This is a genomic window from Mycolicibacterium mageritense, assembly GCF_010727475.1.
GTDB classification, from domain to species: Bacteria; Actinomycetota; Actinomycetes; order Mycobacteriales; family Mycobacteriaceae; genus Mycobacterium; species Mycobacterium mageritense.
The window spans coordinates 6,398,363-6,418,439 of sequence record NZ_AP022567.1; the positions used below are offsets into that span (position 1 = coordinate 6,398,363).

14 protein-coding genes are annotated in these 20,077 nt (G+C 67.7%); 10 read left to right on the top strand and 4 right to left on the bottom strand.

From position 1 onward, the window contains the following. Nucleotides 1-2 precede the first annotated feature (2 nt). The 10 genes from trpB (at nucleotide 3) to G6N67_RS30865 (ending at nucleotide 15,378) form a co-directional block, all read left to right on the top strand. Nucleotides 3-1,268 (top strand): tryptophan synthase subunit beta, encoded by a 1,266-nt coding sequence (trpB, locus tag G6N67_RS30820; protein ID WP_036441867.1) that lies wholly within the window; start codon nucleotides 3-5, stop codon nucleotides 1,266-1,268. After that, nucleotides 1,265-2,053 carry a tryptophan synthase subunit alpha gene (trpA, locus tag G6N67_RS30825; RefSeq protein WP_036441869.1) on the top strand — a complete coding sequence of 263 codons (789 nt, stop codon included), beginning with the start codon at nucleotides 1,265-1,267 and terminating at the stop codon, nucleotides 2,051-2,053. The genes trpB and trpA overlap by 4 nt, the downstream gene beginning before the upstream one ends. Further along, nucleotides 2,050-4,509 carry a prolipoprotein diacylglyceryl transferase gene (gene lgt / locus G6N67_RS30830; RefSeq protein ID WP_036441871.1) on the top strand — a complete coding sequence of 820 codons (2,460 nt, stop codon included), beginning with the start codon at nucleotides 2,050-2,052 and terminating at the stop codon, nucleotides 4,507-4,509. Before trpA ends, lgt begins: the two co-directional genes overlap by 4 nt. A gap of 186 nt (nucleotides 4,510-4,695) precedes the next feature. Next, nucleotides 4,696-5,082: an NINE protein gene (locus tag G6N67_RS30835; protein ID WP_036441872.1), complete on the top strand. Its 387-nt coding sequence runs from the start codon at nucleotides 4,696-4,698 to the stop codon at nucleotides 5,080-5,082. Further along, a complete protein-coding gene (locus tag G6N67_RS30840) occupies nucleotides 5,072-5,485 on the top strand; it encodes a DUF2752 domain-containing protein (protein WP_036441875.1) in 414 nt (137 codons plus the stop codon). Before G6N67_RS30835 ends, G6N67_RS30840 begins: the two co-directional genes overlap by 11 nt. Nucleotides 5,486-5,569: 84 nt before the next feature. Continuing rightward, entirely contained in the window at nucleotides 5,570-10,126 is a 4,557-nt protein-coding gene (gene gltB, locus G6N67_RS30845; protein WP_036441878.1) for a glutamate synthase large subunit, read from the top strand. Beyond that, nucleotides 10,119-11,621, top strand: a complete 1,503-nt coding sequence (locus G6N67_RS30850) for a glutamate synthase subunit beta (RefSeq protein WP_036441881.1) — start codon at nucleotides 10,119-10,121, stop codon at nucleotides 11,619-11,621. The genes gltB and G6N67_RS30850 overlap by 8 nt, the downstream gene beginning before the upstream one ends. Nucleotides 11,622-11,648: 27 nt before the next feature. Further along, the gene (gene pyk, locus G6N67_RS30855) at nucleotides 11,649-13,067 is read left to right on the top strand and encodes a pyruvate kinase (protein ID WP_036441884.1); all 1,419 of its coding nucleotides are present in this window, start codon (nucleotides 11,649-11,651) and stop codon (nucleotides 13,065-13,067) included. A gap of 23 nt (nucleotides 13,068-13,090) precedes the next feature. Beyond that, on the top strand, nucleotides 13,091-13,972 hold the full coding sequence (locus G6N67_RS30860) for an acyl-CoA thioesterase II (protein WP_036441887.1): 882 nt from the start codon (nucleotides 13,091-13,093) through the stop codon (nucleotides 13,970-13,972). Continuing rightward, nucleotides 13,969-15,378: an MprF family protein gene (locus G6N67_RS30865; protein ID WP_036441890.1), complete on the top strand. Its 1,410-nt coding sequence runs from the start codon at nucleotides 13,969-13,971 to the stop codon at nucleotides 15,376-15,378. Before G6N67_RS30860 ends, G6N67_RS30865 begins: the two co-directional genes overlap by 4 nt. On the opposite strand, the gene G6N67_RS30870 is transcribed toward G6N67_RS30865, so the two are convergent. From G6N67_RS30870 to cydB, 4 genes are read right to left on the bottom strand one after another with little or no spacing between them, the layout of a single operon-like run. After that, nucleotides 15,356-15,880, bottom strand: a complete 525-nt coding sequence (locus tag G6N67_RS30870) for a DUF4190 domain-containing protein (RefSeq protein WP_163642347.1) — start codon at nucleotides 15,878-15,880, stop codon at nucleotides 15,356-15,358. The two genes, G6N67_RS30865 and G6N67_RS30870, sit on opposite strands and share 23 nt — an antisense overlap. A gap of 10 nt (nucleotides 15,881-15,890) precedes the next feature. After that, nucleotides 15,891-17,423 (bottom strand): ATP-binding cassette domain-containing protein, encoded by a 1,533-nt coding sequence (locus G6N67_RS30875; protein WP_036442314.1) that lies wholly within the window; start codon nucleotides 17,421-17,423, stop codon nucleotides 15,891-15,893. Then, nucleotides 17,410-18,954: a thiol reductant ABC exporter subunit CydD gene (cydD, locus tag G6N67_RS30880; RefSeq protein ID WP_051579291.1), complete on the bottom strand. Its 1,545-nt coding sequence runs from the start codon at nucleotides 18,952-18,954 to the stop codon at nucleotides 17,410-17,412. The genes G6N67_RS30875 and cydD overlap by 14 nt, the downstream gene beginning before the upstream one ends. 50 nt (nucleotides 18,955-19,004) lie before the next feature. Further along, a complete protein-coding gene (cydB, locus tag G6N67_RS30885; RefSeq protein WP_036441896.1) occupies nucleotides 19,005-20,057 on the bottom strand; it encodes a cytochrome d ubiquinol oxidase subunit II in 1,053 nt (350 codons plus the stop codon). Nucleotides 20,058-20,077 lie beyond the last annotated feature (20 nt).

Below are 20,077 nucleotides of genomic sequence, written 5' to 3' on the forward strand. Positions count from 1 at the left end.
TGATGGCGGATCTCGCCGGCCCAGAGTTGCCGCGTTCCAGCGCGGCTGTCGCCGAACCTACTGTCCACGACCCTGATGTGCGTGGACATTTCGGTTCCTATGGGGGCCGTCTGGTTCCCGAGGCGTTGATGGCGGTGATCGAAGAGGTCACCGCCGCCTACGAGAAGGCCCGCGGCGATCAGAGCTTCCTCGACGAGCTCGACCGCCTGCAGAGGCATTACAGCGGCAGGCCGTCCCCGCTCTACGAGGCCAGCCGCCTTTCGGAGCACGCGGGCGGCGCGCGGCTCTTCCTGAAGCGGGAAGACCTGAACCACACCGGTTCTCATAAGATCAACAATGTGCTCGGGCAGGCGCTGCTGGCCCGGCAGATGGGCAAGACCCGGGTCATCGCCGAGACCGGCGCCGGGCAGCACGGCGTGGCCACCGCAACGGCCTGTGCGCTGCTCGGGCTCGAGTGCGTGATCTACATGGGCGCGGTCGATACCGAACGCCAGGCCCTCAACGTCGCCCGCATGCGCCTCCTCGGTGCGACGGTGGTGTCGGTGGAGGCCGGCTCGAAGACTCTCAAGGACGCGATCAACGAAGCGTTCCGGGACTGGGTCACCAACGCCGACGCGACGTACTACTGCTTCGGCACCGCGGCCGGTCCGCATCCGTTCCCGGTGATGGTGCGCGACTTCCAGCGCGTGATCGGGCTCGAGGCGCGCGTGCAGATCCAGGCGCAGGCCGGTCGACTGCCCGACGCGGTCACCGCGTGCGTCGGCGGCGGCTCCAATGCCATCGGCATCTTCCACGCGTTCATCGACGACCCCGGCGTTCGTCTGGTGGGCTACGAAGCGGCTGGCGACGGCGTGGAAACCGGAAGGCACGCAGCGACTTTCACCGGCGGTTCGCCCGGCGCATTCCAGGGCTCCTTCTCGTACCTGCTGCAGGACGAGGACGGGCAGACCATCGAATCGCACTCCATCTCGGCGGGGCTCGACTATCCAGGGGTCGGTCCCGAGCATGCGTACCTCAAGGACATCGGCCGTGCCGAGTACCAGCCCATCACCGATACCGAGGCGATGGACGCGTTCTCGCTGCTGTGCCGCACCGAGGGCATCATCCCAGCGATCGAATCCGCGCACGCGGTGGCGGGCGCGCTCAAGCTCGGCCGCGAGTTGGGCAGCGGATCGATCATCCTGGTGAACATCTCCGGCCGCGGTGACAAGGACGTCGAAACGGCGGCCAAGTGGTTCGGCCTGCTCGACGAGGGGAGTGCCCGATGAGTCGGCTAGCCGAACTGTTCGACGCGTGCCACGCCGAGGGTCGCGCAGCGCTCATCGGTTATCTGCCGACCGGATTCCCCGACGTACCGACGTCCATCGCGGCGATGACCGCACTGGTCGAATCCGGTTGCGACCTGGTCGAAGTCGGCGTGCCCTACTCCGATCCCGGCATGGACGGTCCCACCATCGCTGCGGCGACCGAGACCGCGCTGGCGGGCGGGGTGCGCGTGCGTGACACCCTCGCCGCGGTGGAGGCCATCAGCAATGCCGGTGGTCGCGCGGTCGTGATGACGTACTGGAATCCGGTGCTGCGCAAGGGCGTCGACAGCTTCGCACGTGATCTCGCGGCCGCAGGCGGCTACGGCCTGATCACTCCTGACCTCATCCCGGAAGAGGCCGACGACTGGATGGCAGCCTCGGAGGAGCACAACCTGGACCGCATCTTCCTGGTGGCACCGTCGTCGACCCCGGAGCGGCTGGCGGCAACGGTGAACGCTTCTCGTGGCTTCGTCTACGCCGCATCGACGATGGGCGTCACGGGTGCCCGTGACGCGGTGTCCTCGGCGGCGCCGGAGCTGGTGCGCAGGGTCAGGGAGATCTCGGACATTCCGGTCGGTGTGGGACTGGGCGTGCGGTCCGGCCCGCAGGCCGCGGAGATCGGCGCCTACGCCAACGGGGTCATCGTCGGTTCGGCACTGGTCGCGGCGCTGCAGAACGGGCTCGACTCGGTGCGGTCACTCACCGAGGAATTGGCCAGCGGAGTTCGGCAAAGGATTTCGGCTTGACCACAACCGTCCTCGCCTACCTGCCCAGCCCGTCACAGGGCGTATGGCATCTCGGCCCGGTACCCATCCGCGCGTACGCGCTGTGCATCATCCTCGGCATCGTCGCCGCGCTGATCATCGGTGACCGTCGTTGGGAGGCGCGCGGCGGTGAACGCGGCGTCATCTACGACATCGCGCTGTGGGCCGTACCGTTCGGTCTGATCGGTGGCCGCCTGTATCACGTGATGACAGATTGGCGCACCTACTTCGGTCCCGAAGGCAAGGGGCTGGGCGCCGCGTTCCAGGTGTGGGAAGGCGGCCTCGGCATCTGGGGTGCCGTCGCGCTGGGCGGTGTCGGCGCCTGGATCGGCTGCCGCCGCCATGGCATCCCGCTGCCCGCTTTCGGGGACGCGATCGCGCCGGGAATCATTCTGGCGCAGGCGATCGGCCGCATCGGCAACTACTTCAACCAGGAACTGTACGGCCGCGAGACGACGCTGCCATGGGGGCTGGAGATCTACCAGCGTCTCAACGTCAACGGTGTTCGTGACGACCTCAACGGAGTGTCCACCGGTGAGGTGCTGTGGGTCGTGCACCCCACCTTCCTCTACGAATTGCTGTGGAACCTGCTGGTTTTCGCCCTACTGCTGTGGGCCGACCGCAGGTTCAAGCTGGGCCACGGCCGGCTGTTCGCGCTCTATGTCGCCGGATATTGCCTGGGCCGCTTCTGGATCGAGCTCATGCGCAGCGACCTGGCCACCCATGTCGCGGGTATCCGGATCAACACGTTCACGTCGGCCTTCGTGCTCATCGGTGCCGTCGTGTACATGATGTTGGCCCCGAAGGGCCGTGAAGCGCCCGCGTCGCTGGCCGGCAATCACGCTGACGACGACTCCGGGGAGTCCGCTGTCGATGAGTTGGGCAAGGAACTCGTCACTGCGGCGGCGGGCACCGGTGTGGTCGCGGCCGCGACCGTGGCGGGCCAGGACGACATCGACGACGCCGATCACATGCATCCGGACGAGGTTTCCGCCGACGAAGGCGCAGAGGCGGCCGCAGCAGTCGAGATGAAGGCGATCGTCGGCGAGCCCGAAGAGGCTGTTGCCGACGAGGAAGCCGCCGAGGCCGAGCCTTCTGAAGAGGCCGAGGGCGACGAAGCATCGACCGACGCCGCTGAAGCCGAAGCCGAGGCGGACGTTGAGTCGGCTGACGACGAGGACGAAGCCGTGGTCGAGGCTGTGGCCGAGTCTGAGTCGGAAGACGGCGACGCTGCCGCAGAAGCAGCGGCCGAATCCGAGCCCGCCGGCGCCGAGGCCGAGGCTGAGGCCACTGACGAAGCCGAGCCGGAGGCCGAAGAGCCCGAGGTTGAGGCCGCCGAACAGGCCGTCGCAGAGGCGGCAGATCATGAAGCGGCCGCCGAAACCACTGACGTCGAAGACGACGAAGCTGCAGTCGGGGCGGAGGTTGAGTCGGCTGACGCCGAGGACGAAGCCGTGGTCGAGGCCGTGGCCGAGTCTGAGTCCGAAGACGGCGACGCTGCCGCAGAAGCAGCGCCTGGGACCGAGCCCGCCGAGGGCGACGCGGCATCGGCCGAGGTCACTGACGGTGACGTCGAGGAAATACCCGAGGCCCAAGCCGAGACTCCGGTCAGCGGCGAAGCCGAGTCCAACGAAGACGAATCCGAGGTTGAGGCCGCCGAAGATGCCGTTGCGGAGTCGGCAGATCGTGAAGCGGTCACCGACGCCACTGACGCCGAAGAAGTCGAGGCTGCAGTCGAGGCGGAGGCTGAGTCGGCTGACGCCGAGGACGCGGTCACTGACGGCGACATCGAGGAAACACCCGAAGTCGAAGTCGAGACTGACGCCGACACTGACGAAGCCGAGTCGCAGGCCGAAGAGTCCGTTGCAGAGGCGGCAGATCGTGAAGCGGACGCCGAAACCACTGGCGTCGAAAACGAGGCTGCAGTTGCGGCGGAGTCTGAGTCGGCTGACGCCGAAACCGCCGCAGACGAGGCGGCTGAGACCGAGCCTGCCGACGTCGAGGGCGACGCGGCATCTGGCGAGGTCACTGACGGTGACGTCGAGGAAGCACCCGAAGCCGAGAAGGACGGGTCCGGCGCCGAGGCCGCTGCCGAAACAGAATCGGCCGAACCAGCTGGGGACGAGACCGACGATGGCGAGGCACCGAGCAAGGACTCCGAGGATGCGCCCGCCGAGCAGGCAGAGTCCGTACCCGACGAGGCAGAGGCGTCGACCGATACCGACGTGGACGAGCCCGCCGGCGAAGCTGTCGCCGAATCGGAAGATGGTGAAGCGGCCGCCGCGGTGTCGACCGAAAGCGGCGAGACCGATGCCGACGAGTCCGAAGGCGCAGATCTACCAGCTGGCACTGCAGCGCAACCGTCTGTCACAGCGGCGCCGGACACCACCCCGGCGCGCGGTCGTATTCGTCGGCTTCTGCGTCGTCGCAATCGCTGAGCACGGTCAGTCCATGTCTCACCAGTTCGCGAGAACACCGCGCACTGGTGGGCAACTCGAATAGCCCCGAATCGCCAGCTGGTCGAAGGCCTGCGACAAGAGTTGCCGCTGTGACAAACGGGGTAGCGCGCCGCCACCCTCGCTACGTCCGAACACGGCCCTTCCCAGTTCTGGCATCCTGAATCCATGACCGACCAACCACCCTTCGGTGCCGGCGGCACCCCTCCGCCTCCCATGCCGCCGCCAGGCGGATACCCGCCGCCCGGCGGTGGCTACTACCAGCCGATGTACGTCGACCCGAGCGCGCCGTACGGCCGGCATCCGCTGACCGGTGAGCCGTACTCGGACAAGTCCAAAACGGTTGCGGGCCTTCTGCAGTTGCTCGGGTTGTTCGGCTTCGTCGGCATCGGGCGCATCTACCTCGGGGAGACCGGTCTCGGCATCGCGCAGCTGCTCGTCGGCTTCGTCACGTGCGGTATCGGTGCGCTCATCTGGGGTGTCATCGACGCCATCCTGATCCTGACCGACAAGGTCCGTGATCCGTACGGCCGCCCGCTGCGCGATGGCACCTGATCCGATTCTGCAGAATCGACCCGCCCGCTACGGCGCACTTGCCACCGGCGCGCTGATGGCGGGTGGGCTGACCTATATCGGGTTGGCAGATCCTCATCGGCCGGGCTTCTTGTTTCCGCCGTGCCCGTTCAAGGCGCTCACCGGCTGGAACTGCCCGGCCTGCGGGGGACTGCGGATGACGCACGACCTGCTGCACGCCGACCTGGGCGCCGCAGTCGTCGACAACGTCTTCGCGCTCGTCGGGTCGCCGCTGCTGGCGCTGTGGATCGTGGTGCGGTGGCGCCAGGGCCGCCGCGTCTTCCCGGTTCCCGTCATCATCACCCTCGTCGTCGCCGTCGTCGCGTGGACGGTGGTCCGCAACCTACCCGGGTTCCCGCTGGTCCCGACGTTCTTCGCTCGTTAGCCGCCGACCTGCGCTGATACACTGGACGTTCGGGCCGGTGCAGTCCCGGGACCAGGACGTTCCGGACTGCGGAGGTGCGATTCAATGCTGTTCTCGGCGTTGCCAGACGCGCAGGGTCTCTATGACCCGGACAACGAGGCCGATTCTTGCGGCGTCGCAATGATCACCGATATCCAAGGCCGCCGCTCACACGGCATCGTGACCGATGGCCTCGTCGCACTCGAGCATCTCGAGCACCGCGGCGCGGCAGGCGCCGAACCCAACAGCGGCGACGGAGCCGGCATCCTGTTGCAGCTTCCGGTCGAACTGTTGCGTGAAGTGGTCGATTTCGCGCTACCGGCACCGAAAGCCGACGGCACCAACACGTTCGCGGCGGGCATCTGTTTCCTGCCGCAAGACCCGGTCGCCCGGGCCGCATCGCGTGAACGGATCGAAGTGATCGCGGTCGAGGAGGGCCTCGAAGTGCTGGGCTGGCGCGCGCTTCCGGTCGACCCGGACGGCGCGGGCATCGGCATGACCGCGCTCGGCTGTATGCCGTACATGGCGCAGCTGTTCGTCGCCGCACCCGAGTCGGGCGGAGTGCGGCCCGGCGGGCTCGACCTGGATCGCCTCGTCTACCCGCTGCGCAAGCGGGCCGAACAGTCCGATGTGTACTTCCCGTCGCTGTCCAGCCGGACCATCGTGTACAAGGGCATGCTGACCACGATGCAGCTGCCGCAGTTCTTTCCGGACCTGCGCGACGAACGTTGCCTGAGCGCCATCGCGATCGTGCACAGCCGCTTCTCCACCAACACCTTTCCGTCGTGGCCGCTGGCACACCCGTTCCGCTTCGTGGCGCACAACGGTGAGATCAACACCGTGCGTGGTAACCGCAACCGCATGCACGCCCGTGAAGCGATGTTGGCCAGCGCCCGCATTCCGGGTGACCTCAGCCGGCTCTCGCCGATCTGTACACCGGACGCATCGGACTCGGCCTCGTTCGACGAGGTTCTCGAGCTCGTCCATCTCGGCGGGCGCAGCCTGCCGCACGCCGTGTTGATGATGATTCCCGAGGCGTGGGAGAACAACACCACGATGGGGTCCGAGGAGCGCGCGTTCTGGCAGTTCCACGCGTCGCTCATGGAACCGTGGGACGGTCCGGCCTGCGTCACCTTCACCGACGGCACGGTCGTGGGAGCGGTGCTGGACCGCAACGGTTTACGACCGGGCCGCTGGTGGCGCACGGTCGACGATCGGGTCATCCTCGCCAGCGAGAGTGGCGTGCTCGACGTGCCGTCCGGAGAGATCGTTGCCAAGGGCCGCCTGCAGCCCGGCAAGATGTTCCTGGTCGACACAGCGGCCGGTCGCATCGTCACCGATGACGAGGTCAAAGAGCAGCTGTCGGCCGCCGAACCCTACGGCGAGTGGCTGCACGCCGGCCTGCTCGATCTCGCGACGCTGCCCGAGCGGACCCGGGTGCAGCCGAACCACGAGTCGGTGGTGCGCCGGCAGATCGCCTTCGGATACACCGAAGAGGAATTGCGGATCCTGTTGTCGCCCATGGCGGCTTCGGGCGGCGAGCCGCTCGGGTCGATGGGTACCGACACCCCGACCGCCGTGCTGTCGTCGCGCTCCCGGTTGCTCTACGACTATTTCGTCGAATTGTTCGCGCAGGTCACCAACCCGCCCCTGGACGCGATCCGTGAGGAGGTCGTCACCTCGATGGCCCGCGTGATGGGCCCGGAGGAGAACCTGCTCGAGCCCAGCGCGGCGTCGTGTCGTCAGATCGTGCTGCGCCGGCCGGTTCTCGACAACGACGAGCTGGGCAAGATCGTCCACATCAACGACGACGGCGAACACCCCGGGTTGCGCACCACGGTCCTGCGCGCGCTCTACGACGTCGAACGCGGCGGCGAGGGGCTGGCCGAGGCGCTCGACGAGCTGTGTGGCCGGGCCTCCGACGCTATCGCCAAAGGCGCCCGCACCCTGGTGATCTCCGACCGGGACTCTGACCATACGCGAGCCCCGATCCCCTCGTTGCTGGCGATCTCGGCGGTTCATCACCATCTGGTCCGCACCAAGGAACGCACCAAGGTGGCCCTCGTCGTGGAGAGTGGCGATGCCCGCGAGGTACACCACATCGCGATGCTGATCGGGTTCGGCGCCGCGGCGGTCAACCCTTATCTGGCGTTCGAATCGATCGAGGATCTGATCCGCGAAGGCGAGCTCACGGGCATCGAACCAGCGGCGGCGGTGCGCAATTACGTAAAGGCGCTCGGTAAGGGCGTGGTCAAGGTGATGAGCAAGATGGGCATCTCCACGGTCGCGTCCTACACCGGTGCGCAGGTCTTCGAGGCGATCGGGTTGGACCGCGACGTCGTCGATCAGTACTTCACCGGCACCACAAGCCAACTCGGTGGTGTCGGTCTGGACGTGCTGGCCGAAGAGGTCAAGCTGCGGCACCGTCGCGCCTACCCGGAGAACCCGACCGAGCGGGTGCACCGGCGCCTGGAGGTCGGCGGTGAGTACGCGTTCCGGCGCGAGGGCGAGCTGCATTTGTTCACGCCGGAAGTCGTCTTCCTGCTGCAGCATTCGACCCGCACCGGCCGCCGCGACATCTTCGAGAAATACTCCGAGGAAGTCAACCGGCTGGCCGCCGAAGGTGGGGCGCTGCGCGGCCTGTTCGACTTCAAACGTGGTGTGCGCCCGCCGGTGCCGCTCGACGAGGTCGAACCCGTCGACGCCATCGTCGCGCGATTCAACACCGGCGCCATGAGTTACGGGTCGATCTCCGCCGAGGCACACGAGACCATGGCCATCGCCATGAACAACCTGGGCGGCCGGTCCAACAGCGGTGAGGGCGGCGAGGACGTCGATCGCCTGTACGACCCGCAGCGCCGCAGCGCCGTCAAGCAGGTCGCCTCGGGCCGGTTCGGCGTCACCAGCGACTATCTGGTCAACGCCACCGACATTCAGATCAAGATGGCGCAGGGCGCCAAACCTGGTGAAGGCGGCCAGCTTCCGGGCTACAAGGTGTATCCGAACATCGCCAAGACCCGGCATTCCACACCGGGCGTCGGGCTGATCTCGCCGCCCCCGCACCACGACATCTACTCCATCGAGGATCTGGCCCAGCTGATCCACGACCTCAAGAACGCCAACGCCGATGCGCGCATCCACGTCAAACTGGTGAGCAGCGTCGGTGTGGGCACGGTGGCGGCAGGCGTGTCCAAGGCCCACGCCGACGTGGTGCTGATCTCGGGGTACGACGGTGGCACCGGCGCAGCGCCACTGACCTCGCTCAAGCACGCCGGTGCACCGTGGGAGATCGGTTTGGCCGACACCCAGCAGACATTGGTGCTCAACGGGTTACGTGACCGGATCACGGTCCAGTGCGACGGCGGCCTGCGCACCGCGCGTGACGTCATGGTCGCGGCGCTGCTGGGCGCCGAGGAATTCGGCTTCGCCACCGCGCCGCTGGTGGTCTCGGGCTGCATCATGATGCGGGTCTGCCATCTGGACACGTGCCCGGTGGGCGTCGCGACCCAGAACCCGGAACTGCGGGCCCGCTTCAACGGCAAACCGGAATTCGTGGAGAACTTCTTCACCTTCATCGCCGAGGACATCCGTCGCTACCTGGCGGAGCTGGGTTTCCGCAGCATCGACGAGGCCGTCGGGCACGCCGAGGTGCTCGACACCGCCGAGGGGGTGGCGCACTGGAAGAGCCGCGGCCTGGACCTCAGCCCGATCTTCGCGCTGCCCACCGATGCGCACGGTGCCAAGCTCACCCAGCGGCGCCGGCTGCGCGGCCAGGATCACGGCCTCGATCAGGCGTTGGACCGCACGCTGATTCAGCTTGCCGAGGGCGCGCTCGAAGATGCCCACCCCGTGCGTCTGGAACTGCCGATCCGCAACGTCAACCGCACCGTCGGCACCTTGCTCGGATCGGAGGTGACGCGCCGCTACGGCGCGGCGGGCCTGCCGGACAACACGATCCATGTCACCTTGACGGGGTCGGCAGGACAGTCGATCGGCGCTTTCCTGCCGCCTGGCATCACCCTCGACCTCATCGGTGACGCCAACGACTATGTCGGCAAGGGACTCTCGGGTGGGCGCGTGGTGGTGCGACCACCCGACGACGTGCTTTTCCTGCCCGAAGACAACGTCATCGCGGGCAACACGCTGCTGTACGGTGCCACGTCTGGCGAGGTGTTCCTGCGAGGCCGGGTCGGAGAGCGGTTCTGCGCCCGTAACTCCGGGGCCCTGGCCGTGGTCGAAGGTGTCGGCGACCACGCCTGCGAGTACATGACCGGCGGACGTGTCGTGGTGCTCGGCCGGACCGGTCGCAACTTCGCGGCAGGCATGTCCGGCGGCATCGCCTTCGTCCTGGGGCTCGATCCGGCGAAGGTCAACACCGAAATGGTCCAGCTGCAAAGGCTGGATCCCGAAGACCTGTCCTGGTTGCACGATGTGGTGCACCGGCACGCCCAACACACGGGCAGCACCCTGGCCACCTCGATCCTGTCCGACTGGCCAAGGCGCAGTGCCCAGTTCACCAAAGTCATGCCCACCGACTACGAGCGCGTCCTACAGGCCACCCGGATGGCCAAGGCCGAGGGCCGCGATGTCGACAGTGCGATCATGGAGGCCAGCCGTGGCTGATCCGACCGGATTTTTGCGAGTGCCCAAGATCGATGCGGCCAAACGGCCCGTCGACGAGCGGGTGGGGGACTGGCGCGAGGTGTACGAGCGCCAGGATCCGAACGAGCGGCGCGGGGAGGTGTCGCAGCAGGCCCGGCGCTGTATGGATTGCGGTATCCCGTTCTGTCACTCCGGAAGTGCGGGCTGCCCACTGGGCAATCTGATCCCCGAATGGAACGATCTGGTGCGACGCGGGCGCTGGGACGCGGCGAGCGACCGGCTGCACGCCACCAACAACTTCCCGGAATTCACCGGAAGGCTGTGCCCGGCGCCCTGCGAGGCGGCGTGCGTGCTCTCGATCGCCGAGGACCAAACCGGCGGCAGCGTCACCATCAAGCGGATCGAGCAGACCATCGCCGACCAGGCCTGGTTGAGCGGCACCGTCGAACCTCAGCCCGGCGCGATCCGCACCGGCAAGAGTGTTGCTGTGGTGGGGTCCGGGCCTGCCGGACTGGCTGCGGCGCAACAGCTCACCCGCGCCGGCCACGACGTCACGGTGTACGAGCGTGACGACCGGCTCGGTGGGTTGCTGCGCTACGGCATTCCCGAGTACAAGCTGGAGAAGTCGACGCTGAACCAGCGGTTGGCGCAGATGCGCGCCGAGGGCACCCGGTTTGTCACCGAATGTGAGGTCGGTGTCGATCTGACCGTCGAGCAGCTGCGCAACCGGCATGAAGCGGTCGTGCTTGCGGTCGGAGCCCTGCGCGCCCGCGACAACGACGTGCCGGGTCGGGATCTCGCCGGTGTGCACCTCGCGATGGATCACCTGGTCCCGGCCAACCGCGAGTGCGAAGGTGACGGTGCCTCACCGGTTTCGGCGGCAGGCAAGCACGTGGTCATCATCGGTGGTGGTGACACGGGCGCCGACTGTCTCGGCACCGCCCACCGCCAGGGCGCGGCGTCGGTGACGCAACTCGATTACAACCCCGAGCCGCCCGAGTCCCGTGACGAGAGCCTCAGCCCGTGGCCCACGTGGCCGTTGGTGCTGCGGACCTCACCGGCCCATGCCGAGGGTGGCGCGCGTCGGTACGAGGTCGCGGTGCAGCGTTTCGTGGGCGACGACAAGGGTCACGTGCGGGCAATGGAGATCGCAGAGGTGCGGGTGACGCGGGACGCCGACGGGCGCCGCCAGATCACGCCCGTGGGGGAGTCGCTGCAGATTCCTTGCGACATGGCGCTGTTGGCGATCGGGTTCGAGGGGGTCGAACACATGGCGCTGCTCGACGAGCTGGGCCTGCAGCTCAACCGGCGCGGTGCGTTGTCGTGCGGGTCGGATTGGCAGACGGACGCGCCTGGCGTGTTCGTGTGTGGCGACGCGCACCGCGGGGCATCGCTCGTGGTGTGGGCCATCGCCGAGGGACGCAGTGCCGCGCACGCGGTCGACGCCTATCTGATGGGTGAGTCGGATCTGCCCGCGCCGGTCCGGCCGGGCGCCCTCCCTCTCGCCGCCGTCTGAATCGATCAACGACTATGCTCTGAAGCCGTGAACAGACGCGGAAAGATCGTTTGTACGCTCGGTCCTGCCACAGGTACCGAGGAGACAGTGCGGGCACTGGTAGAGGCAGGAATGGATGTCGCGCGGCTGAACTTCAGCCACGGTGACTACAGCGACCACGAGGCGTCCTACCGGCGGGTACGCGCGGCCTCCGACGTCACGGGGCATGCCGTCGGCATCCTCGCGGACCTCCAGGGTCCCAAGATCCGGCTGGGCCGGTTCGCCGACGGGCCGACGTTCTGGGCCACCGACGAAACGGTGCGGATCACGGTCGACGACTGCGCGGGCACCCACGACCGGGTCTCGACCACGTACAAGCGGCTGGCCGAAGACGCCAAGCCCGGCGACCGGGTGCTCGTCGACGACGGCAACGTCGGCCTGGTGGTCGAGGAGATCGACGGCAACGACGTGGTCTGCAAGGTCACCGAGGGCGGCCCGGTCAGCAATAACAAGGGCATGTCGCTGCCCGGCATGAACGTCACGGCCCCCGCGCTGTCGGAGAAGGACGTCGAAGACCTGGAGTTCGCGCTGCGCCTCGGGGTCGACCTGATCGCGCTGTCGTTCGTGCGGTCACCCGCCGACATCGAACTGGTTCACGAGGTAATGGACCGCGTCGGCCGCCGGGTGCCGGTGATCGCCAAGCTGGAGAAGCCCGAGGCCGTCGAGAACCTCGAGGCCATCGTGCTGGCCTTCGACGCGATCATGGTCGCGCGCGGTGACCTGGGCGTCGAGCTGCCGCTCGAAGAAGTGCCGCTGGTGCAGAAGCGCGCCATCCAGATGGCAAGGGAGAACGCCAAACCCGTCATCGTGGCGACCCAGATGCTGGAGTCGATGATCGAGAACTCCCGGCCGACCCGCGCAGAGGCCTCCGACGTGGCCAACGCCGTGCTCGACGGCGCCGACGCGGTGATGCTCTCGGGCGAGACCTCGGTGGGCAAGTATCCGCTGGAGGCGGTCCGGACCATGGCGCGCATCGTCTGCGCGGTCGAGGAGAACTCGGTCGTCGTGCCGCCGCTGACCCACGTTCCCCGCACCAAGCGCGGCGTGATCTCGTATGCGGCCCGCGACATCGGTGAACGGCTCGACGCCAAGGCGCTGGTCGCGTTCACGCAGTCCGGTGACACCGTGCGACGCCTGGCGCGGCTGCACACACCGCTTCCCGTGCTGGCGTTCACCGCGCTGCCGGAGGTGCGCAGCCAGCTGGCACTGACCTGGGGTACCGAAACGTTCATCGTGCCGCAGATGTCGAGCACCGACGACATGATCCGGCAGGTCGACAAGTCGTTGCTGGAGCTGGGCCGCTACAAGCGTGGCGAGCTGGTCGTCATCGTGGCAGGCGCTCCGCCCGGCACAGTAGGCTCCACCAATCTGATCCATGTCCACCGTATCGGGGAGGACGACGTCTGACGCACGCTCGGGAAAGGGGCCCAGTGTCACACTCGGATTTCGAGGAGCTGCTGGCGGTTCTCGATCTCAACCGGATCGACGATGACCTGTTCATCGGGTCACATCCGAGCAAGAACCCGGTGCGCACGTTCGGCGGGCAGATGGTGGCGCAGGCCTTCGTGGCCGGTGGCCGGACGCTGGAGCACAATCAGGCGCCGAGCGCGTTGAACGCCCACTTCATCGCAGGTGGAAACCCCGAGAAGGATCTGGAGTTCCACGTCGTCCGCCTGCGCGACGAGAAGCGGTTCGCCAATCGCCGGGTCGACGTCATGCAGGACGGTCAGCTGCTGACCACCGTGATGATCTCGTACATGAACGGTGGTCGCGGTCTGGAGCACAGCGTCGCGGCACCCGAGGTGCCGCGCCCGGAGACTCTGCCCGCGATTGATGAACTGCTGCGCGGGTACGAAAAGACCGTGCCGTTGTTCGTCGAAGCGCTCCGGCCGATCGAGTGGCGCTATACCAACGATCCGGCCTGGGTGATGCGGGACAAGGGCGGACGGCTCGATTACAACCGGGTGTGGCTCAAGACCCACGGCACCATGCCCGACGACCCCGTGCTGCACGCCGCGGCCCTGGTGTATTCGTCGGACACGACCGTGCTCGACTCGATCATCACGACCCACGGACTGTCCTGGGGGTTCGATCGGATCTTCGCGGTGACCATGAACCATTCGGTGTGGTTTCACCGGCCGTTCCGGTTCGACGAGTGGGTGTTGTACTCGACGACCTCGCCCGTCGCCGCGGAGTCACGGGGTCTGGGCACCGGCCACTTCTTCGATGCCGCAGGCCAACTGGTGGCCACGGTCGTGCAAGAAGGCATCGTCAAGTACTTCCCGGGCGCAAAGGCATCAGGCTCGCCATGAGAGTCGCGTCGCGGTTGCCCGCGCGTGAGCGGATCATCGTTCACGTCGGGTCACCCGCGGCCCGGTGGATCAGCGCACTGACCGTCTTCCTCGGCTTCTGCTGGCTGATCATCCTGCTGGCGCGCGACCCACACCATCCCGACTGGGATCCGGCCAGCCGGCTGACGTGGTCACTGACCATCCTCACCGCGGTCGCCTTCATCGCCCGCGGCATCTTCCTCGGGCGTCCGGTCACCGCCGCGCACGCATGGGCTGCCTCGGGGTTCGTGGTGGCAGGGCTGACCGCGCACGTGTTCGTCTTCGACGAACTCGGCAACCTGTTGATCGTCTGCGCCGGGATCGCGTTGATGTGGCCCACCACGGCCCGGCCCAATCCTGCTGATCTACCGAAGGTTTGGGCACTCGTCGACGCCACCAGCGGTGACCCGTTGGCGCCGTTCGCGATGCATGTCGGCAAGTGCCACTACTTCAACGCACCGGAAACGGCGGCCATCGCGTACCGAACCCGCATGGGTTACGCGGTGGTCAGCGGTGATCCCATCGGTGATGAACGCTGCTTCGCCGAACTCGTGGTGGGATTCGCGCAACTCTGCCACCAGCGCGGGTGGCGCATGGTCGTGCTGGGCTGCAGTGAACGCCGGTTGCAGCTGTGGACGGATCGTGCTGCCGTGGGGCAGAAGCTGCGAAGCGTGCCGATAGGCCACGACGTCGTCATCGATGTCGACACGTTCGACCTGGTCGGCCGGAAATACCGCAATCTGCGCCAGGCCGTCCAGCGGACCCGCAACGCCGGCATCACCACCGAAATCGTTGCCGAGCAAGAACTTGCCGAGCCGCTGCGTGGCGAGCTGATCGAAGTGCTCGCTGCATCAGGGCACGGCGCTCGAACCGAACGTGGTTTCTCGATGATCCTCGACGGCGCTCTGGAAGGCCGGTATCCGGGGATAGTGTTGGCCATCGCCCGCGATGCGACGGGGCGCGTACAGGGCTTTCACCGCTATGCCACCGCGGGCCACGGCACGGACATCACGCTCGACGTGCCGTGGCGGCGCCGCGGGGCACCCAACGGTATCGACGAGCGACTCACGGTCGACATGGTCGACGACGCCCGCGGACGCGGTGCGCAACGGGTTTCGCTGGCATTCGCTGCATTTCCGGAGATCTTCGACCAGAAGGAGCGGGGACGGCTCCAGAACCTGGCCTACATCGCGATACATCTCGGTGACGCCCTGATCGCGCTCGAGTCCCTGTTCCGGTATCTACGGAAGTTCCACGCGTTGGGCGGCCGCCGTTATGTGCTGCTGACCATGACCCAGGTGGTGCCGTTGCTGATCGTGCTCTTGTCGCTGGAGTTCGTGCCGCGGCGCAGGCATCTCGTGACAGCTAGCGCGTCGGCGTCGGCGTGACGCCGAATTCGTCCTCCAGACGCTTCTGGAACGTCTCTTCGCACTGCTGCTGAGCCGCCTGATCGTTGCCCGCCTCCTGTAGACAGCTGACATAGTCGCGGCCGCCAACCTCGTTGAACCAGTGCGCGCCGACGGTGAAGTACACCACCACGAATGCCACCGAGATCACCATCGCGATGAATCCGAGCACGATGCCGGTGGTGGCCACACCGCTGTTGTCGGCTTCGCCGCGTTTGCAGCGGCCTCGTCCGACGAACCCGAGGATGACCGCGACGAGGCCGAGGATCAGACCGCCCAGCACCGACCACACCAGCAGCAGGCCCACGATCGCCGTCACCAGTGCCGCGATGCCCAGCCCGTTGCGGGGGCCGGCGGCCTGCGGCTGATAGGCGCCGTAGGGCGGAGGTGGCGGAGGGGGATAGCCACCGCCGTACGCACCGTACGGCGACGGTGGGACGGGAGGGGTCGGGGGCGGCTTGGGCGTGTCCGACTCGCCGGTCATGTGTGCGAGGTTACCCGCTGTCGGCGGTGTCGAGCCCGTGACAGCGCACGATCGGGCAATCCAGATCGGCAGGCAGTTGATGAGTGGCGACGACGACGGTGCGCTCGGCGGCGAACAACGCGCCAGGCGTCAGCAGATCGGTCAAGATGCGCCGGCCGTCGGCCGCGTCGAGGTGCTCGGTCGGTTCGTCGAGCAACACGGTCGGGAAGGTGGAAACCAATGCCCGGGCCAGCAGCAGGCGCCGGCGCTGCCCGGCCGACACCGCTGCGGCACCTCCGACCAGAACGGTCGAAAGACCGTCGGGCAGGCCTGCCAACCAGTGCCCGAGCCCGACGCGGTGCAACGCCGCGGTCATCTCCTCGTCGGTGATGTCACCGCGCACCACCAGCAGGTTGTCCCGCACGGTGGTGTCGAACAGGTGCGCGTCCTCGGCGAAAAATGCTGCGTGCTGCGGGGTTTCGCGAAACCGGTCGGCCAGCGCCAACAGCAGGGTGGTCTTGCCCGAGCCGCTCGGGCCGACCACCGCGAGGCGGCCACCGGGGGGCAGGTGCACTGCCGGCGCGGCGGGGCGCGACCGCAACCGTCTGTCCGGCGCAGTGATGTCGAGCAACCGCCGCGCCGCGATGCGCGAACGGCTGAGCTGGATCGCGGCGTCTGGCAGCGCGGTCGTCGCTTCGAATGCCGACAACGGCAGCAGCATCAGAATCGCGACCGTGGTGGGCGCCGCGACGGGTGCCAGGGCTATCCCGGCGATGGCCGCGCCGAGGACCGCGGCACCGATTGCCGCGCTCGGCATGGCAGCGGCGATCGCGGCCGGCGCGGCGGCCCGGTCCGCGGCATGGCCCCAATCCCGATGGTGTGCCTCCGATTCCGCGATGACGTCGTCGAGCCGGCCGCTGACGCGCAACTCGGGTGCGTACTCGAGGGCGAGCATCGTCGCGCTGTCGCGGCTCGAGCGATGTTGGGCGGCGAGCGTTTCCGTGGCCACCGCGGCCCGTGCGGTCAACGCCGGGGCCAGTACGCCGGCGATCGCGAGGCACACTGCCAATACGACGGCGGCGCCGGGTGAAATCACGGCGATCACGGCGACCGCCGCGCCGCTCAGCACGACGGCCACCGCGATCGGCAACAGGGCTCGCACGAGCACATCGGACAGTTCGTCGACCGACGTGCCGACCCGCGACACCAGATCGCCGCTGGAGAGCGTGACCGCTTCGTCGGCGGGGGCCGCCGCGAGCCTCCGGTACAACCCGGTGCGGGCATTGGCCGCGGCGCGCAGCGCGACGTCGTGGGACGCCAGTCGCTGGCAATAGCCGAGTACCCCGCGCGATATGCCGAGCGCTCGTACCGCCACCACTGCCACGGTGAGGTCGAGAACGGGCGGCATCTGCCAGGCACGGGTGATCAGCCAGGCCGAGATGCCGGCCAGCGCGAGCGCGCTGCCCAGCGACAGCACGCCGAACGTCGTCGCGAGAGCGAGCCGCCCCAGCCGTGGCCGCAACAGGTCACGTGCCAACCGCAGCAGGGGATCATCGGCGAACAAGCGGAGCACCCCCCACGTCGAGTACGCGGTCGCCGATCGCCAGCACGCTGTCACGGTGCCCGACCACCACGACCGTCGCACCGGCGCGGGCCCGCGCCACGATCGCCGCGAGCACGACGGCTTCGGACTCTGCGTCCAGATGCGCGGTCGGCTCGTCGAGCAGCAGCACCCGCGCCGAGGATCCGAGCACCCGGGCCAGGCCGAGCCGCTGCCGCTGGCCGAGGGACAGACCGGCTCCGTCGCGGCCGACCACGGTGTCCAAACCCTCCGGCAATGTGCGCACCACCTCGTCGAAACCTGAGTCACGACAGGCGTTTTCCAGGTTCGCCAGCGGTCCGAGCAACTCCAGGTTGGATCGCACAGTGCCGGGGATCAGCACCGGGCGGTGCGGCAGCCAGGCGACCTTCTTCCACCACGCCGCCAGGTCCAACTCGTCGACGTCGACCCCGTCGACGCGTGCGCGTACGGCGGTGGTCAGACCGAGGATCGCATGCAGCGCAGTACTCTTGCCCGCGCCGTTGGGTCCGGTGAGCACCGTGACCTGCCCGGGCGTGATCGGCGCGCTCAGCCCGTCGACGTCGATGGTGGGTGCGGTACCGGCAACCGTCCGGTCGCCACCGATGACCGCTCGCGGTGTGCAGAGCCGGAATGCCTCTTCTGCCGCGGTCTTACCGTCCTGGGCCGCGTGGAACGCCGCGCCGACCCGCCGCAGTGGCCAGAAGACCTCGGGCGCGAGCAGCAGCGCCGTCAATCCGGCCGCCAGGGTCATGTCGCCGAACACGAGTCGCAACCCGACGCTGACCGCCACGAGGGCGACCCCCAGTGTCGCCAGCAGTTCCAGCACCAGTGCCGACAAGAAGGCGATGCGCAGGGTGGCCATCGCTGAACGGCGATGGGCGGCAGACAGTTCGGCGATCCGCCCGGTGGATCCGGTGGCTCGTCCGAGCGCGCGGAGCGTCGGCAGGCCCGCCACCAGATCGAGCAACCTGGCTTGCAGGGTCGTCATGGCGGCCAGCGCCGCCGCCGAACGGTCTTTGGTGACCAAGCCGATCAGCACCATGAAGATCGGCACCAACGGCAACGCGATCATCACGATCGCGGCCGCTTGCAGGTCGTACCACGCCATGACGACAAGGGCCGCAGGAGTGAGTATTCCGGCGAGCATCACCGACGGCAGATATCCGGTGAAGTAGGGGCGTAGCCCGTCGAGCCCGCGGGTCACCACCGCGGCGGCCGCGTCGCGATCGGCCGAGAGTTGTCGTGGCGGCGCGGTTGTGACGGTTTTGAGCACCTGTGTCGACAGTTCGCCGATGACCGCGGTAGCCCCGCGCTGGGAGAGCCGTCCCTGCAACCAGGTAGCGACCGCGCGAATCGCCCACAGCACACCCAGCGCCAACAGAGATGAGCCCCACGAGTTTCCGGATCGCGTGACCACACCTGCCACCAGGTGTGCCAGCACCACGGCAGACGCGATCGTGGCGCAGGCGATGACGACGCCGCACGCCACGGAGGCCACGAGATATCGACGCAGCGTCCCGACTGATCCGGTGCCGCCGCGAATACCGAGGGCGCGCCAGAGATTCAGTCTGACCGCCGTGACAGCCCGACCGGGGCGGGGATGCGGTCGGCGGAGATCCGCTTGCGGAACACCCAGTACGTCCAGCCCTGGTACACGATCACCAGCGGAGCGAAGATCAGGGCCGCCCAGGTCATGATCTTGAGGGTGTAGGGAGAGGACGATCCGTTGTAGATCGTGAGGCTCCAGTCCGGGTTCATCGACGACGGCACCAGATTCGGGAACAGGGCGCCGAACAGCAGGATCACCACGGCCGCAACCACAACCGAGGTGTAGGCGAACGCCCAGCCTTCGCCGCTGCGGCTGAACACTCGCGTGACGGCCGCAATCTGCGCCACCACCGCGACGGCCAGCACGATCCAGGTCCACGGCTTGCCGTGGGCCAATTGCGTCCACAGCCCGAATCCGGCGACGAGCACGGTGGCCGGGATGGCCAATCGCGCCGCGAATCCGAAGGCGTCTGTCCGCATCTGGCCGCTGGTCTTGAGTGCTACGAACACCGCGCCGTGCAATGCGAACAGCGCCCCAGTGGCCAGGCCGCCGAGCAGTGTGTATGCGTTGAGCACGTCACCGATCGTCAAGTGCATCTGGCGGTCGGCGTCGACGGGCAGGCCGCGCACCAATCCGGCGAACGCCACACCCCACAGAATCGCGGGCACCCACGAGCCCACTGCGATTGCGATGTCGGCCCACCGCTGCCACCCGGGATCATCGATCTTGCCGCGCCACTCGATGGCTACGACGCGCACGATCATCGCGCACAGGATCGCCAGCAACGGTAGGTACAACCCCGCGAACACCGTCGCGTACATCTCGGGGAACGCGGCGAACATCGCACCACCCGCGGTGATCAGCCAGACCTCGTTGCCGTCCCACACCGGGCCGATGGTGTTGAGTGCGGCCCGGCGGTGCTGTTCGGGGTCGGTGCCCGTGCGGCCCTTAGCGGCCCGGCCGAAAAAGGCCATGAGCATGCCGACCCCGAAGTCGAATCCTTCGAGCACGAAGAACCCGAGAAACAGCGCGGCCAGCAGGATGAACCAGAGTTCTTGCAATCCCATCGTTTCGCTCCTCGGTTGGC

What these genes read in the sequence shown, in the direction of transcription:
- trpB (WP_036441867.1), top strand. Translation starts at nt 3, where the DNA reads ATGGCGGATCTCGCCGGCCCAGAGTTGCCGCGTTCCAGCGCGGCTGTC.
- trpA (WP_036441869.1), top strand. Translation starts at nt 1,265, where the DNA reads ATGAGTCGGCTAGCCGAACTGTTCGACGCGTGCCACGCCGAGGGTCGC.
- G6N67_RS30835 (WP_036441872.1), top strand. Translation starts at nt 4,696, where the DNA reads ATGACCGACCAACCACCCTTCGGTGCCGGCGGCACCCCTCCGCCTCCC.
- G6N67_RS30840 (WP_036441875.1), top strand. Translation starts at nt 5,072, where the DNA reads ATGGCACCTGATCCGATTCTGCAGAATCGACCCGCCCGCTACGGCGCA.
- gltB (WP_036441878.1), top strand. Translation starts at nt 5,570, where the DNA reads ATGCTGTTCTCGGCGTTGCCAGACGCGCAGGGTCTCTATGACCCGGAC.
- G6N67_RS30865 (WP_036441890.1), top strand. Translation starts at nt 13,969, where the DNA reads ATGAGAGTCGCGTCGCGGTTGCCCGCGCGTGAGCGGATCATCGTTCAC.
- G6N67_RS30870 (WP_163642347.1), bottom strand. Translation starts at nt 15,880, where the DNA reads ATGACCGGCGAGTCGGACACGCCCAAGCCGCCCCCGACCCCTCCCGTC.
- cydB (WP_036441896.1), bottom strand. Translation starts at nt 20,057, where the DNA reads ATGGGATTGCAAGAACTCTGGTTCATCCTGCTGGCCGCGCTGTTTCTC.